Origin of the sequence: Sporosarcina oncorhynchi (assembly GCF_033304615.1) — a bacterium.
Classification (GTDB): Bacteria; Bacillota; Bacilli; order Bacillales_A; family Planococcaceae; genus Sporosarcina; species Sporosarcina oncorhynchi.
This window is the reverse complement of record NZ_CP129118.1, coordinates 2,190,976-2,206,203: the sequence shown is the minus strand read 5'-3', so window position 1 is coordinate 2,206,203 and position 15,228 is coordinate 2,190,976. Positions and strand designations below refer to the sequence as shown.

6 protein-coding genes, 20 tRNA genes and 3 rRNA genes are annotated in these 15,228 nt (G+C 47.1%); 27 read left to right on the top strand and 2 right to left on the bottom strand.

Annotated elements, in window-relative coordinates; all coding sequences use genetic code 11:
• Nucleotides 1-77 precede the first annotated feature (77 nt).
• The 24 genes from QWT69_RS10705 (at nucleotide 78) to QWT69_RS10590 (ending at nucleotide 9,198) form a co-directional block, all read left to right on the top strand.
• Nucleotides 78-980 carry a DMT family transporter gene (locus QWT69_RS10705; RefSeq protein WP_317965519.1) on the top strand — a complete coding sequence of 301 codons (903 nt, stop codon included), beginning with the start codon at nucleotides 78-80 and terminating at the stop codon, nucleotides 978-980.
• 426 nt (nucleotides 981-1,406) lie between these two features.
• Nucleotides 1,407-2,958, top strand: a 16S ribosomal RNA gene (locus QWT69_RS10700).
• 392 nt (nucleotides 2,959-3,350) lie between these two features.
• Nucleotides 3,351-6,284, top strand: a 23S ribosomal RNA gene (locus tag QWT69_RS10695).
• Nucleotides 6,285-6,579: 295 nt separating this feature from the next.
• Nucleotides 6,580-6,695, top strand: a 5S ribosomal RNA gene (rrf, locus tag QWT69_RS10690).
• Together the 16S, 23S and 5S rRNA genes with 12 tRNA genes alongside form the textbook arrangement of a ribosomal RNA operon.
• A gap of 141 nt (nucleotides 6,696-6,836) precedes the next feature.
• Nucleotides 6,837-6,912 (top strand) — tRNA-Val (locus QWT69_RS10685).
• 20 nt (nucleotides 6,913-6,932) lie between these two features.
• Nucleotides 6,933-7,008 (top strand) — tRNA-Thr (locus QWT69_RS10680).
• A gap of 6 nt (nucleotides 7,009-7,014) precedes the next feature.
• Nucleotides 7,015-7,090, top strand: a tRNA-Lys gene (locus QWT69_RS10675).
• A gap of 32 nt (nucleotides 7,091-7,122) precedes the next feature.
• Nucleotides 7,123-7,204, top strand: a tRNA-Leu gene (locus tag QWT69_RS10670).
• Between the two features lie 9 nt (nucleotides 7,205-7,213).
• Nucleotides 7,214-7,288, top strand: a tRNA-Gly gene (locus QWT69_RS10665).
• Nucleotides 7,289-7,296: 8 nt separating this feature from the next.
• Nucleotides 7,297-7,385 (top strand) — tRNA-Leu (locus QWT69_RS10660).
• A gap of 27 nt (nucleotides 7,386-7,412) precedes the next feature.
• Nucleotides 7,413-7,489 (top strand) — tRNA-Arg (locus QWT69_RS10655).
• A gap of 18 nt (nucleotides 7,490-7,507) precedes the next feature.
• Nucleotides 7,508-7,584, top strand: a tRNA-Pro gene (locus QWT69_RS10650).
• An 8-nt stretch (nucleotides 7,585-7,592) separates the two neighbouring features.
• Nucleotides 7,593-7,668, top strand: a tRNA-Ala gene (locus QWT69_RS10645).
• Nucleotides 7,669-7,701: 33 nt separating this feature from the next.
• Nucleotides 7,702-7,775 (top strand) — tRNA-Met (locus QWT69_RS10640).
• Nucleotides 7,776-7,782: 7 nt separating this feature from the next.
• Nucleotides 7,783-7,859 (top strand) — tRNA-Ile (locus tag QWT69_RS10635).
• Between the two features lie 19 nt (nucleotides 7,860-7,878).
• Nucleotides 7,879-7,971, top strand: a tRNA-Ser gene (locus QWT69_RS10630).
• A 538-nt stretch (nucleotides 7,972-8,509) separates the two neighbouring features.
• Nucleotides 8,510-8,584: transfer RNA gene (locus tag QWT69_RS10625), tRNA-Met, on the top strand.
• 3 nt (nucleotides 8,585-8,587) lie between these two features.
• Nucleotides 8,588-8,663 (top strand) — tRNA-Asp (locus tag QWT69_RS10620).
• Nucleotides 8,664-8,710: 47 nt separating this feature from the next.
• Nucleotides 8,711-8,786, top strand: a tRNA-Phe gene (locus QWT69_RS10615).
• A gap of 5 nt (nucleotides 8,787-8,791) precedes the next feature.
• A tRNA-Gly gene (locus QWT69_RS10610) sits at nucleotides 8,792-8,865 on the top strand.
• Between the two features lies 1 nt (nucleotide 8,866).
• Nucleotides 8,867-8,943 (top strand) — tRNA-Ile (locus QWT69_RS10605).
• A gap of 3 nt (nucleotides 8,944-8,946) precedes the next feature.
• A tRNA-Asn gene (locus QWT69_RS10600) sits at nucleotides 8,947-9,021 on the top strand.
• Nucleotides 9,022-9,028: 7 nt separating this feature from the next.
• Nucleotides 9,029-9,119 (top strand) — tRNA-Ser (locus QWT69_RS10595).
• Between the two features lie 7 nt (nucleotides 9,120-9,126).
• Nucleotides 9,127-9,198, top strand: a tRNA-Glu gene (locus QWT69_RS10590).
• Nucleotides 9,199-9,270: 72 nt separating this feature from the next.
• Here QWT69_RS10590 and QWT69_RS10585 read toward each other — a convergent pair.
• Nucleotides 9,271-10,005, bottom strand: a complete 735-nt coding sequence (locus tag QWT69_RS10585; protein ID WP_317965517.1) for a TraR/DksA C4-type zinc finger protein — start codon at nucleotides 10,003-10,005, stop codon at nucleotides 9,271-9,273.
• 203 nt (nucleotides 10,006-10,208) lie between these two features.
• Complete coding sequence (locus QWT69_RS10580) at nucleotides 10,209-11,120, bottom strand: 1,4-dihydroxy-2-naphthoate polyprenyltransferase (RefSeq protein WP_317965515.1); 912 nt, start codon at nucleotides 11,118-11,120, stop codon at nucleotides 10,209-10,211.
• Nucleotides 11,121-11,313: 193 nt separating this feature from the next.
• On the opposite strand from QWT69_RS10580, the gene QWT69_RS10575 reads away from it, so the two are divergent.
• Genes QWT69_RS10575 through menH form a run of 3 tightly spaced genes read left to right on the top strand, consistent with a single transcriptional unit; the run spans nucleotide 11,314 to nucleotide 15,224 of the window.
• Nucleotides 11,314-12,699 (top strand): isochorismate synthase, encoded by a 1,386-nt coding sequence (locus tag QWT69_RS10575; protein ID WP_317965513.1) that lies wholly within the window; start codon nucleotides 11,314-11,316, stop codon nucleotides 12,697-12,699.
• Nucleotides 12,692-14,404, top strand: a complete 1,713-nt coding sequence (gene menD, locus QWT69_RS10570) for a 2-succinyl-5-enolpyruvyl-6-hydroxy-3-cyclohexene-1-carboxylic-acid synthase (protein WP_317965511.1) — start codon at nucleotides 12,692-12,694, stop codon at nucleotides 14,402-14,404. The genes QWT69_RS10575 and menD overlap by 8 nt, the downstream gene beginning before the upstream one ends.
• The gene (gene menH / locus QWT69_RS10565; protein WP_317965509.1) at nucleotides 14,397-15,224 is read left to right on the top strand and encodes a 2-succinyl-6-hydroxy-2,4-cyclohexadiene-1-carboxylate synthase; all 828 of its coding nucleotides are present in this window, start codon (nucleotides 14,397-14,399) and stop codon (nucleotides 15,222-15,224) included. Before menD ends, menH begins: the two co-directional genes overlap by 8 nt.
• Nucleotides 15,225-15,228: the final 4 nt, after the last annotated feature.

The window sequence follows — 15,228 nt, the reverse complement described above, 5'->3', positions numbered from 1 at the left end:
GCTATACTCCTTATATTGTATTTAACCATAACGGTAAGTAAACTAACCTGAATTTTATTGAAAGAGAAGTGTTAAAGATGGAGAAACCAGCAATACACCCTTATATTCCGATAATCATAGGTGTCATTTCGGTCGCGTTGTCTGCAATATTTGTGAAATTGGCTGTAGCCGATGCGGGCGTCATCGCTTTTTATAGGATGTTCTTTTCCGTCCTGCTCATGTTACCGTTGTTTTTGATGAAGTATAGAAAAGAACTATTTCTACTGTCCAGGAAGGATTGGGTGTTTTCTGCGGTTGCAGGTGTTTTTTTATCGCTTCACTTCATCTTGTGGTTTGAATCATTAAATTACACATCGGTGGCCAGCTCAACTGTTCTTGTTACACTTCAACCGATATTTGCTTTTGCGGGAACGTATTTTTTCTTTAAGGAACGACTTTCAATGAAGACGATTCTTTCGGCGGTTATTGCAATTAGCGGAAGTGTCATTATTAGTTGGGGAGACTTTCAGTTGAGCGGCACTGCTTTCTATGGTGATATGCTAGCGTTGGCAGGATGTGCTTTCATTACAGCATACCTTCTTTTCGGCCAGGAAGTGCGTAAAAGAATCTCTTTAATTACATATACGTTTGTTCTATATACAATCAGTACAATCGCTTTGTTTTTTTATGTGCTCATAAAAGGGGAGTCTTTTGGACCTTACGCTTCATCGGAATGGTTCTGGTTCTTCCTGTTGGCGCTCATCCCAAATCTATTAGGCCACTCTCTTTTCAATTGGGCGGTGAAGTGGGTAAGTACGAATGTCATCTCCATTGCGATTCTTTTTGAACCTGTCGGGGCATCTATCCTTGCTTACTACGTGTTCCAAGAGAAACTTTCGTCCTCACAAATAACCGGCGGAATCGTTGTCATAGCGGGGATATTACTGTTTATTATCGATGGTGAGAAAATTAGAAGGAAATTATTTTTGAAAAAAGCTTGATTTATAGTGAAGGTCTATTGTATATTAGTACTTGTCGTTACGAGGTAAAACAACTAGAAAAAAGAAATTAAAGAAGTTGTTGACAACTCAAAAGACGTCGTGTTAAGATATGAAAGTCGCCGTAACAAAGTGGCCGACAATACGAACTACAATGAACCTTGAAAACTGAACAGCAAAACGTCAACAATACAAGTTCTGCAACCGGCTTTCCGGTGAATGGACAAAACGAATCTTCGGATTCAAATTGACATCTTAATTGATGCTGGCAAAGAAACTAGAGCTATTCAAGTTTCTCTTTTCTTCTGGTGGTCGAGGTGTGGTGGAGTGCTAGGAAATGAGTGAGAGAGGGAAGGAGCGTACATTAGTACGTGACTGACTGAACGATCGAAATTGACAACGCAATCCGCCGCGCATCGGCCGCCAGATATTATGGAGAGTTTGATCCTGGCTCAGGACGAACGCTGGCGGCATGCCTAATACATGCAAGTCGAGCGGATTGATGGGAGCTTGCTCCCTGATATCAGCGGCGGACGGGTGAGTAACACGTGGGCAACCTGCCCTGCAGATGGGGATAACTCCGGGAAACCGGGGCTAATACCGAATAATCAGTTCCTTCGCATGAAGGAACTCTGAAAGACGGTTTCGGCTGTCACTGCAGGATGGGCCCGCGGCGCATTAGCTAGTTGGTGGGGTAATGGCCTACCAAGGCAACGATGCGTAGCCGACCTGAGAGGGTGATCGGCCACACTGGGACTGAGACACGGCCCAGACTCCTACGGGAGGCAGCAGTAGGGAATCTTCCACAATGGACGAAAGTCTGATGGAGCAATGCCGCGTGAGCGAAGAAGGTTTTCGGATCGTAAAGCTCTGTTGCGAGGGAAGAATAAGTACGGGAGTAACTGCCCGTACCTTGACGGTACCTCGTCAGAAAGCCACGGCTAACTACGTGCCAGCAGCCGCGGTAATACGTAGGTGGCAAGCGTTGTCCGGAATTATTGGGCGTAAAGCGCGCGCAGGCGGTCCTTTAAGTCTGATGTGAAAGCCCACGGCTCAACCGTGGAGGGTCATTGGAAACTGGAGGACTTGAGTACAGAAGAGGAAAGCGGAATTCCACGTGTAGCGGTGAAATGCGTAGAGATGTGGAGGAACACCAGTGGCGAAGGCGGCTTTCTGGTCTGTAACTGACGCTGAGGCGCGAAAGCGTGGGGAGCAAACAGGATTAGATACCCTGGTAGTCCACGCCGTAAACGATGAGTGCTAAGTGTTAGGGGGTTTCCGCCCCTTAGTGCTGCAGCTAACGCATTAAGCACTCCGCCTGGGGAGTACGGCCGCAAGGCTGAAACTCAAAGGAATTGACGGGGACCCGCACAAGCGGTGGAGCATGTGGTTTAATTCGAAGCAACGCGAAGAACCTTACCAGGTCTTGACATCCCACTGACCGGCATGGAGACATGTCTTTCCCTTCGGGGACAGTGGTGACAGGTGGTGCATGGTTGTCGTCAGCTCGTGTCGTGAGATGTTGGGTTAAGTCCCGCAACGAGCGCAACCCTTATTCTTAGTTGCCATCATTTAGTTGGGCACTCTAAGGAGACTGCCGGTGACAAACCGGAGGAAGGTGGGGATGACGTCAAATCATCATGCCCCTTATGACCTGGGCTACACACGTGCTACAATGGACGGTACAAAGGGCTGCAAACCCGCGAGGGCAAGCCAATCCCATAAAACCGTTCCCAGTTCGGATTGCAGGCTGCAACTCGCCTGCATGAAGCCGGAATCGCTAGTAATCGTGGATCAGCATGCCACGGTGAATACGTTCCCGGGTCTTGTACACACCGCCCGTCACACCACGAGAGTTTGTAACACCCGAAGTCGGTGGGGTAACCCTTACGGGAGCCAGCCGCCGAAGGTGGGACAGATGATTGGGGTGAAGTCGTAACAAGGTAGCCGTATCGGAAGGTGCGGCTGGATCACCTCCTTTCTAAGGATTATGTGAAAAGCGGAAAACACCGCTTTGCTCAACTGACTACTGGAAGGCCTGAATAGAAATGCTTGCATTTCGACTGAAGGACTGAAGTAGGCGCGTGAGCAGGTGTTTGTAGCTAGACATACGGAATATGGATCTTGGATCCATACGTTGACGTTTTGCGTTCAGTTTTGAAGGTTCATCCTGTTGGATGAAAATTCAAAACTTGTTCATTGAAAACTGGATAGAACGACATTGAAGCAAGAAAACATCAAGTTAATCAACCGAGTCAATCACGTAGTGATTGAACAATGCAAGTCTTTTTAACGATCATGGAAGCATATCGCTATGCGGAAGTGGTCACTTATGGAATTCATGAAGCGTCACAGCGGATTGAAGACCGAAAAGGTTAAGTTAGAAAGGGCGCACGGCGGATGCCTTGGCACTAGAAGCCTAAGAAGGACGGCACTAACACCGATATGCTTCGGGGAGCTGTAAGTAAGCGTTGATCCGAAGATTTCCGAATGGGGAAACCCACTGCCTTTAATGGGGCAGTACGTTTACGTGAATACATAGCGTAAACGAGGCACACCCGGAGAACTGAAACATCTAAGTACCCGGAGGAAGAGAAAGAAAAATCGATTCCCTTAGTAGCGGCGAGCGAAACGGGAAGAGCCCAAACCAGGAAGCTTGCTTCCTGGGGTTGTAGGACACTCTATACGGAGTTACAAAAGGCTGGATTAGACGAAGCGACCTGGAAAGGTCCGCCAGAGCGGGTAATAGCCCCGTAGTCGAAAGTCCATCCCCTCCAGAGTGGATCCTGAGTACGGCGGAACACGTGAAATTCCGTCGGAATCCGGGAGGACCATCTCCCAAGGCTAAATACTCTCTAGTGACCGATAGTGTACCAGTACCGTGAGGGAAAGGTGAAAAGCACCCCGGAAGGGGAGTGAAATAGATCCTGAAACCGTGTGCCTACAAGTTGTCAGAGCCCGTTAATGGGTGATGGCGTGCCTTTTGTAGAATGAACCGGCGAGTTACGATTCCATGCAAGGTTAAGCAGTGAATGCGGAGCCGCAGCGAAAGCGAGTCTGAATAGGGCGAATGAGTATGGGGTCGTAGACCCGAAACCAGGTGATCTACCCATGTCCAGGGTGAAGGTAAGGTAACACTTACTGGAGGCCCGAACCCACGTACGTTGAAAAGTGCGGGGATGAGGTGTGGGTAGCGGTGAAATTCCAATCGAACCTGGAGATAGCTGGTTCTCTCCGAAATAGCTTTAGGGCTAGCCTCAAACGTTAGAATCTCGGAGGTAGAGCACTGTTTGAACTAGGGGCCCATCCCGGGTTACCGAATTCAGACAAACTCCGAATGCCGATGATTTATGTTTGGGAGTCAGACTGCGGGTGATAAGATCCGTAGTCGAGAGGGAAACAGCCCAGACCGCCAGTTAAGGTCCCCAAGTATCCGTTAAGTGGAAAAGGATGTGACGCTGTCCAGACAACCAGGATGTTGGCTTAGAAGCAGCCACCATTTAAAGAGTGCGTAATAGCTCACTGGTCGAATGGCGTTGCGCCGAAAATGTACCGGGGCTAAACGGATCACCGAAACTGCGGATTGACACCTATGGTGTCAGTGGTAGGAGAGCGTTCCAAGGGCGTCGAAGCTAGACCGTAAGGACTGGTGGAGCGCTTGGAAGTGAGAATGCCGGTATGAGTAGCGAAAGAAGGGTGAGAATCCCTTCCACCGAATGCCTAAGGTTTCCTGAGGAAGGCTCGTCCGCTCAGGGTCAGTCGGGACCTAAGTCGAGGCCGAAAGGCGTAGACGATGGATAACAGGTTGATATTCCTGTACCACCTCCCCGCCGTTTGAGCAATGGGGGGACGCAGAAGGATAGGGTGAGCGCGCTGTTGGTCATGCGCGTCTAAGCAGTGAGGTGTGGAACGAGGCAAATCCCGTTCCTATAACATTGAGCTGTGACAGCAAGGGGAATTATTCCCTGGAGTCCCTGATTTCACACTGCCAAGAAAAGCCTCTAGCGAGGCGGGAGGTGCCCGTACCGCAAACCGACACAGGTAGGCGAGAAGAGAATTCTAAGGTGATCGAGAGAACTCTCGTTAAGGAACTCGGCAAAATGACCCCGTAACTTCGGGAGAAGGGGTGCTCTGGTAGGGTGTTAAAGCCCGAGAGAGCCGCAGTGAATAGGCCCAGGCGACTGTTTAGCAAAAACACAGGTCTCTGCAAAACCGTAAGGTGACGTATAGGGGCTGACGCCTGCCCGGTGCTGGAAGGTTAAGAGGAGAGGTCAGCGCAAGCGAAGCTTCGAATTGAAGCCCCAGTAAACGGCGGCCGTAACTATAACGGTCCTAAGGTAGCGAAATTCCTTGTCGGGTAAGTTCCGACCCGCACGAAAGGCGTAACGATCTGGGCACTGTCTCAACGAGAGACTCGGTGAAATTATAATATGCGTGAAGATGCGCATTACCCGCGACAGGACGGAAAGACCCCGTGGAGCTTTACTGTAGCCTGATATTGAATTCCGGTGCAGCCTGTACAGGATAGGTAGGAGCCTTTGAGTCCGGAGCGCCAGCTTCGGAGGAGGCAATGGTGGGATACTACCCTGGCTGTATTGGACTTCTAACCCTTGCCCGTGATCCGGGCAGGAGACAGTGTCAGGTGGACAGTTTGACTGGGGCGGTCGCCTCCTAAAGAGTAACGGAGGCGCCCAAAGGTTCCCTCAGAATGGTTGGACATCATTCGTAGAGTGCAAAGGCATAAGGGAGCTTGACTGCGAGACCTACAAGTCGAGCAGGGTCGAAAGACGGGCTTAGTGATCCGGTGGTTCCGCATGGAAGGGCCATCGCTCAACGGATAAAAGCTACCCCGGGGATAACAGGCTTATCTCCCCCAAGAGTCCACATCGACGGGGAGGTTTGGCACCTCGATGTCGGCTCATCGCATCCTGGGGCTGTAGTCGGTCCCAAGGGTTGGGCTGTTCGCCCATTAAAGCGGTACGCGAGCTGGGTTCAGAACGTCGTGAGACAGTTCGGTCCCTATCCGTCGCGGGCGCAGGAAATTTGAGAGGAGCTGTCCTTAGTACGAGAGGACCGGGATGGACACACCGCTGGTGTACCAGTTGTCTTGCCAAAGGCATCGCTGGGTAGCTATGTGTGGAAGGGATAAATGCTGAAAGCATCTAAGCATGAAGCCCCCCTCAAGATGAGATTTCCCATTACGCAAGTAAGTAAGATCCCTCAAAGAAGATGAGGTAGATAGGTCCGGGGTGGAAGCGTGGCGACACGTGCAGCTGACGGATACTAATCGATCGAGGACTTAACCTTATAAAGAAAAGCGGAGACGACCGTATAGGCGCGACAAGCATAAGATAGCCTGCAAGGAGTGGCATAGCCACGGGAGCGGGATGACTTATGACTCGAGCGACTGGGAGTCGAAGCTGGACAAGTTAAAAAGCGCACGGTTGAACGTGATGAGTTTAGCAACAATGTCTGTTTTATCCGGTTTTGAACGAATAAGTATCGTTCAAACAAGAAACTTTTTATCTTTATAAAAAAAGTACTTGTAAATATCAATAGAGTTGGTATAATGAATATTGTCTTCATCTAAAGAGACTTGAGGTCTGGTGGCGATGGCGAAGAGGTCACACCCGTTCCCATACCGAACACGGAAGTTAAGCTCTTCAGCGCCGATGGTAGTAGGGGGTTTCCCCCTGTGAGAGTAGGACGCTGCCAGGCCTTGAAAATTCATTTATCACATCAAGCGATTAATAGTAATTTACTCATTAGAACTCCGGTTAGAATCGGAGGACGCGAGTAGGACAAGATAACAGTTGAGTAACTGAATGAAAAAAGAAACTCGCTGAATACTTTTATCCCGGAGGATTAGCTCAGCTGGGAGAGCACCTGCCTTACAAGCAGGGGGTCGGCGGTTCGAGCCCGTCATCCTCCACCATATATTTTACCGCACCATTTGCCGGTGTAGCTCAACTGGTAGAGCAACTGACTTGTAATCAGTAGGTTGAGGGTTCAAGTCCTTTCGCCGGCACCATTTTTAGAGCCATTAGCTCAGTTGGTAGAGCATCTGACTTTTAATCAGAGGGTCGCAGGTTCGAATCCTGCATGGCTCACCATTTTTTTGGACATGATGTCTGAAGCTTTATATGCGGGTGTGGTGGAACTGGCAGACACGCTAGACTTAGGATCTAGTGCCGCAAGGCGTGGGGGTTCGACTCCCTTCACCCGCACTTTAATATGCGGAAGTAGTTCAGTGGTAGAATACGACCTTGCCAAGGTCGGGGTCGCGGGTTCGAATCCCGTCTTCCGCTCCATAGTTTTTGCCGGGGTGGCGGAACTGGCAGACGCACAGGACTTAAAATCCTGCGGTAGGTGACTACCGTACCGGTTCGATTCCGGTTCTCGGCACCATAACATAAACCGTATATTATTTATTACGCGCCCGTAGCTCAATTGGATAGAGCGTCTGACTACGGATCAGAAGGTTGTGGATTCGACTTCTGCCGGGCGCGCCATTATTTTTATGACTTTTTCGGGAAGTAGCTCAGCTTGGTAGAGCACTTGGTTTGGGACCAAGGGGTCGCAGGTTCGAATCCTGTCTTCCCGACCATTACTTTCGGGGCCTTAGCTCAGCTGGGAGAGCGCCTGCCTTGCACGCAGGAGGTCAGCGGTTCGATCCCGCTAGGCTCCACCATATTTTTAAGCAGCATAAAGCATATCTTATCATGGCGGCGTAGCTCAGCTGGCTAGAGCGTACGGTTCATACCCGTAAGGTCGGGGGTTCGATCCCCTCTGCCGCCATCTTAAAGGACCTTTAGCTCAGTTGGTTAGAGCAGACGGCTCATAACCGTCCGGTCGCAGGTTCGAGTCCTGCAAGGTCCACCACTATATGAATAGTCATCACGGAGGAATACCCAAGCCCGGCTGAAGGGATCGGTCTTGAAAACCGACAGGGGTGTTAAAGCCCGCGGGGGTTCGAATCCCTCTTCCTCCGCCATATTTTTTAAAAGCACAATAGTGGTTGACAGCAGCAACAAAATAGCATAGAGTACTTTAAGTAATGTTTTATTATTATCGCAGGGTGGAGCAACAAGCATAGCAACGTATGCGAAGTAACACCGACAGCGAAGCGTAAGGTGTCCTCAACGCTATGATCGTAATTAGTACAATTAGTTAGTTAATAATATTATCGCGGGGTGGAGCAACGAGCATAGCAACGTATGCGAAGTAACACCGACAGCGAAGCGTAAGGTGTCCACTACGCCATGAGCGTATTTGATACAATAAGATAGTTAATAATATTATCGCGGGGTGGAGCAACGAGCATAGCATCGTATGCGAAGTAACACCGACAGCAAAGCGTAAGGTGTCCACTACGCCATGAGCGTATTTGATACAATAAGATAGTTAATAATATTATCGCGGGGTGGAGCAACGAGCATAGCATCGTATGCGAAGTAACACCGACAGCAAAGCGTAAGGTGTCCACTACGCTATGAGCGTATTTGATACAATAAGATAGTTAATAATATTATCGCGGGGTGGAGCAGTGGTAGCTCGTCGGGCTCATAACCCGAAGGTCGCAGGTTCAAATCCTGCCCCCGCAACCAAATGGTCCCGTGGTGTAGCGGTTAACATGCCTGCCTGTCACGCAGGAGATCGCCGGTTCGATCCCGGTCGGGACCGCCATTTCTTTTCAATACATAGTTGTGTATATGAAGTTGAAGATTATATGTGGCTCAGTAGCTCAGTCGGTAGAGCAAAGGACTGAAAATCCTTGTGTCGGCGGTTCGATTCCGTCCTGAGCCACCATTTTTGCGGGTGTAGTTTAGTGGTAAAACCTCAGCCTTCCAAGCTGATGATGAGGGTTCGATTCCCTTCACCCGCTCCATGGGCCTATAGCTCAGCTGGTTAGAGCGCACGCCTGATAAGCGTGAGGTCGGTGGTTCGAGTCCACTTAGGCCCACCATTTTCCGCAGTAGCTCAGTGGTAGAGCAATCGGCTGTTAACCGATCGGTCGTAGGTTCGAGTCCTACCTGCGGAGCCATTTTTACGGGGAAGTACTCAAGAGGCTCAAGAGGTGCCCCTGCTAAGGGCATAGATCGCGTAAGCGGTGCGAGGGTTCGAATCCCTCCTTCTCCGCCATATTGCTGGCCCCTTGGTCAAGCGGTTAAGACACCGCCCTTTCACGGCGGTAACACGGGTTCGAATCCCGTAGGGGTCATACAATAAAAGGTCACAACCATTAACTTAATGGCTGTGACCTTTTTTATTATTTATTTAGAATCGGTCTTCGTTACTTGTCCCCGGTATAGCTATCTTTTTCATGATAGGGGATATCTCCCAAAGGGGATTCGATGCCTTCTTCGTCTAATTCTTCCTCATACTGCTCAGATGTTTCCGATCGGACAAAGCCTCTTGTTTCGCCTGTGATATCTGTGCTGACGAACTCCTCCATTTTCTCTGCTGCTCCATCAAGTATTTTATCATCATATAAAGTATTATAGTCATCATGATCTCCTGTGAAATCGGAAGGTGTTTCTGACGTCCCCGATTTAGCTATTTCCTGAAAACTATCTTCGCTGTCTCTTTGAATACCGTCTCTTCGATCTGCAAATGAATTGGGGTTGGCCATTATCAAGATGTCGTCTTCAACGGGCCGGTCTTCAGGGATAGCCCTTTCGGTAGCATGTTCAATGCAATATGTTGTATAGGGGACTGCTTCCAGGCGCTCAAACGGAATGTCCTTTGCACATACCTCGCATTGACCATATGTGCCTTCCTGCATAGCTTCCAGTGCTTGCTCGACTTTATCGATTTCACCTGTGGCATGCGTGTTTAAAGCAAGGTCCTTCTCCCGTTCGTATAATTCTGTTCCCATATCTGCAGGGTGATTGTCATACATGGACAATTCTCCGACTTCGTCCTGTGATGATTCTTTAATATCCGTTTCTTTTTCGGTTTTTGTTAACTCTTTCCTTAAATTTAATAACTGACTTTTTAAACTATCCCTCTGTTTATCGGTTAACATGTTCAGCACATCCTTTAAGTTAATACGATTAGTATGTTCATTCTATCTCCATTCAAAGCCAACTCATTTTAAACGAGTGTATTGTCTCAATTCCCTATTTGGCCGTTAAACTAAACATCAAGTTTATGAACAGGATTTATTGTGATATCAATTATTTTACAATCAACGAAAAACGGACATGCAATTGAGCATGTCCGTTCTAGTCATAAAATATGCGCGATGAGAATACCGATTCCAAGAAGCAGTCCGAATAACGTATTCGTTACTGCAGTATGTTTCATGGCAGGCATTACTTGGATAGGTAGAAGATGGGCGCGGAATGTGGCGATTGCTTTTATCGGCTTGGGTACACTTAGAAGAACTAGTAATCCCCATGCTGACAAGTGACTAGTAATAACTAGTGCGATAATCCATCCATATGCAATGATAAAGAACAAAGCAAGAAGTGAGATTGCCTTGTCCCTTCCTACAAGAATTGCCAAAGTCTTTCTGCCACCTTCTTTATCTCCTTCTAAGTCACGTATATTGTTGGCCATCATGATTGCGCCAACAAGCAGCATGCTTGGTATGGAAATCAGAATAGCATCTGCCGTCACTGTTCCGGTCTGGATATAGAAGGCAATCAAAATCAACAGCATGCCCATAACTACGCCTGAAACTAATTCACCGAAAGGCGTGTATGCGATTGGATAAGGACCGCCGGTGTAGAAATAGCCGATTGACATGGAGACGAGTCCGACGATTGCCAATCCCCAAGACGTCTGGCTACATATATAAATTCCGATCACTAATGAAATTGCATAAAGAGCAAAAGCAATGTTCAATACAGTTTTGGCTTTTATGCCGTTCCGGACAATTGTGCCGCCTATTCCGACTGAATGCTCCGTATCCAAGCCGCGTTTATAATCATAATATTCGTTAAACATATTTGTCGCCATCTGAATTAACAGACTGGCGATGAGCATGGCGAAAAATAATGGGAAGTGTAGTTTGCCATAAGTCAATGCGATCATTGTTCCTAGAAAAACAGGTGCGAAGGCAGCGGTCAACGTATGAGGTCTTGTGAGTTGCCACCAGATCTTCCATCCTGTATCTGCTTTAATAGTATGTTGCATTGTATTCTCTCCTATTCTAATGTTTCCGTATTCCATTGTACTCCAAATTCGATGAAAGAGGTATCCTTCTTTGCATTATGTATGCGAGAACATCAGAGTTTCGGTATAATGGAAGTAAGAAAATATTTCTTTCATCCTACATTCATTTACTATCCCGCACTATTGATCGATCCAAGCAGAAGGAGAGAAAATCATGAGTTACAATCTAACAGATGCAGCTAAAGCAAAACAGACGACATTGTCTTCCCATACAAAGTTTTTCACAGAAACGCTCGAAGTCGGAAGGGTTTCTGCATTATCATTTTTTGAGGCAGGACATTCAAGTTACAAAAAAGAACGATTTTATTGGCAAAATGCAGATAAAACGATGACACTAGTTGGAATTGGCCATGCTCACTTGCTTACGAATGAAAAAATAAATGGTCGTTACGAGGATATATCTGCTAGTTGGCAGCAACTATGTGAAAAACTCGTCAAAGAGGAAACGGATATGGATCCTGTTCTGTTTGGCGGTTTCTCCTATGATGAACAAAACAGAGCTCAATCGGAATGGGGTGAATTTCCATCTTCTTATTTCGTCGTGCCATCTATACAATTAAAAATTGAAGAAGGCAAAACACAGATTTCCATCAATTTAATAACGGATAGCAGTAATGCGTCTGCCATCTTTGATAAACTTCGTGAAGAACGGGACAGATTGATTCATATTGCCCAAGTCGATGAGTTTGATTTCACGCTTCGAAACAATATAAAAACGACGACGGAGCGCGGGAAGGAACAGTACAAAAAGGCTGTAGAAAATGTGACAGAGCTGATACGCAACGGACAAGCCGATAAAGTTGTCATTGCGCGTGCGGTGGAACTTGCATTTGAACAAGAATTATCCGTTGCCGGCGTGTTGCATGCCATTACAAACGAACAGCAAGAAAGTTATCATTTCGGTTTGCAAGTCGGAAACTCCCTATTTTTTGGTGCAACGCCGGAAAGACTTGTCGAAGTCAAAAGTGGAAAAGTGTACTCGGCTTGTGTTGCAGGCTCAATAAGACGTGGTAAATCCGCGCAAGAAGATCGAAAGTTGGGCGAGGAACTGTTAAGTGATCCGAAAAATCGTGAAGAGCATCAGCATGTGGTAAGTATGATTTCAACAGTATTTGAATCCTTTTGTAAAGATGTCAGGATTCCTAAAATCCCTAAGTTGATGAAAATCCGGGATATTCAACATCTGTATACGTCGGTGGAAGGATCTATCGGACAGCAAAATGATATCTTCTCATTCGTTGAGGCTTTGCATCCGACTCCGGCTCTTGGTGGTGTTCCTACGACAGTTGCATTAGAAATGATCAGGCAAAACGAAGGAATGGACAGAGGCTATTATGCTGCGCCTATCGGTTGGACTGACGCTTCTGGGGATGGGGAATTTGCTGTAGGCATTCGTTCCGCGCTTATTAAGGGTAATCATGCTTATTTATATGCAGGCGGGGGAATTGTCGCGGATTCCGACGCGCAAGAAGAATATGAAGAGACATGGGTGAAGTTTAGGCCTGTATTAAGAGCTCTTGGAGGCAAATTGAATGGTTGAACAGAAAATTTTAACTGGACATGTGTTGCGGATGACGGAGTCATTACTCAAAGCCGGAGTAGAAGCGGCTGTAATTAGTCCTGGATCCCGTTCAACGCCATTAGCATATGCATTTGCAGCATCAGAAGGAATACAGACATACATGCAAGTGGATGAACGATCGGCCGCGTATTTTGCGCTTGGATTGGCAAAGGCATCAGGTAAACCGGTTATTCTTCTTTGCACGTCCGGTACAGCAGCGTCAAACTACCATCCTGCAATTACCGAGGCGTTTTATGCGCGCCTTCCATTGATTGTTATGACAGCGGACCGACCTCACGAACTACGTGGAGTCGGAGCCCCACAGGCAATCGATCAACTAAATATGTACGGGAAGCATGTGAAATTCAGTGTCGATTTGCCTTTAGCGGAGGACAATAGAGAGTTGGATCGTTATTTGGAACGTCATATTCAACGGGCTGTATCCGTTTCGTTAACACAACCGATGGGACCTATTCATTTGAATATTCCTTTGCGTGAACCATTGTTGATTGACTTTGATCAGCAAACGCCTGCCAGCTCTTTTATGGAAACTTATTCGGGACAGACTCAGCTAACAAGCGAAGCGGAAAAGAGATTCAGTAAAATACTTTCAGTAGCTGAAAATGGACTGATTATTGCTGGGGAAATGCCTGTTGGTTTTGACAAACGCACGTTTTGGAAATTCGCTAAGTCACTTCAATGGCCAGTGTTGGTGGATCCACTATCCAATCTACGGTCTGAAGTGCCGGAAGATTGCAAGGAGCTATGCATTGCTCATTATGATGCCTTGTTAAAAAGTGACGCTTTCAAAAAACAAGCTGTTGCGCATACGGTCATTCGGTTTGGCCCGCAACCTGTTTCGAAGCCGTTATCATTATTTTTGAAAAACAACCCTCCTACCGTGTATATAGCAATAGATGAAGCGCCTGAGTTCCGGGATTCACTCGGAGTCGTAACGCATCATTTGCAAGTGTCACCAGATTCCGTGTTAAGGATACCTATTGAACGGCTACAAACTGACCACACACGTTTGTGGTCGCGTGCAGATAGAATCGCTGAGGTCGTGACGAAAGAGTATACAGGAATGCCTGGGGATGAAGGTATCATCGTTAAGACATTGCTCGAGTACTTGCCATCCGGTAGTGATCTTGTCAGTGGGAGCAGTATGCCGATCCGTGATCTGGACACATTTTTCAGTCAGACGGATAAAGAACTGACGCTATTCTCGAACAGGGGAGCAAACGGTATTGATGGTGTCGTTTCAACAGCATTCGGTATTCAAACGGTCCGTCAACGGCCAACGTACCTTTTAATCGGAGATTTGTCATTTTTGCATGATGTCAACGGATTGATTGTTTCCCGGTTTCATAAGACGAATTTGACAATCATTATCCTCAACAATGACGGAGGTGGTATTTTCTCTTACTTACCTCAATCTACTGTTCCGAATCATTTTGAAGAATTGTTCGGGACACCTACAGGTTTGACATTTGAACATATTGCGGCGATGTATGACGCTCAATATGCTGCAATTCATTCAGTGGATGAATTTGAAGCTGAAATTCGGAATGAAAAAACAAAAAATGTGCGCATACTTGAAGTGTTCACAAACAGACCTATTAATGTTCAGTCGCACCGTGCGTATTGGGCTGAAGTCGTTGAAAGGATTGAGAAGAATGACTGAAGTAGACGTCGCCATCCGTGGTCAACTAATCCATGTCGAAATGGAAGGTGAAGAACATCTGCCTGTAATCATCTTTGTTCACGGATTCACAGGTAGTACATCAACGTGGACAGATGTTCGCAGTCATTTTAAAGGAAGCTACAGAACCGTTGCAGTCGATTTAACGGGCCATGGAAAAACAAGCATCCCGGAAGATCCAATACGTTACTCTATGGAAGAACAAGTAGCTGATTTGGATGCATTGTTTACTAAACTTCGATTGGAATCATTTACCCTTGTCGGCTATTCGATGGGTGGCCGTATCGCCTTAGGGTATACGATACATAATCCTGACAAGGTCGAGGCTCTAATTCTGGAGAGTGCTTCACCGGGTCTGCTGTCTGAAAACGACCGTAACGCGAGAAAAACGTCAGATAAGGAGCTTGCACAGAAAATAATTGAAAATGGCTTACAATCATTCGTTGACAGGTGGGAGGACATCCCTTTATTTGAATCACAGAAAAGATTGCCATTGAAACAACGTGATAAGATTCGTCAGGAGCGGCTCCAACAATCCGAAAAAGGTCTTGCAAATAGTCTTTTAGGGATAGGCACAGGTAGCCAACCTTCGTATTGGGATGCACTCCAAACAATCAACAAACCTGTACTTCTCATCACTGGGGAGCTGGATCAGAAGTTCGTGTCCATCGGTCTGGAAATGAAGAAACATGCACCTTCATGGGAGCAAACAGTCGTTTCTGACGCGGGGCATGCAATTCACGTGGAAAAACCACAATTATTTGCTACAATGATTAAGGACTACATTACAAGAGTACGTTAAATTA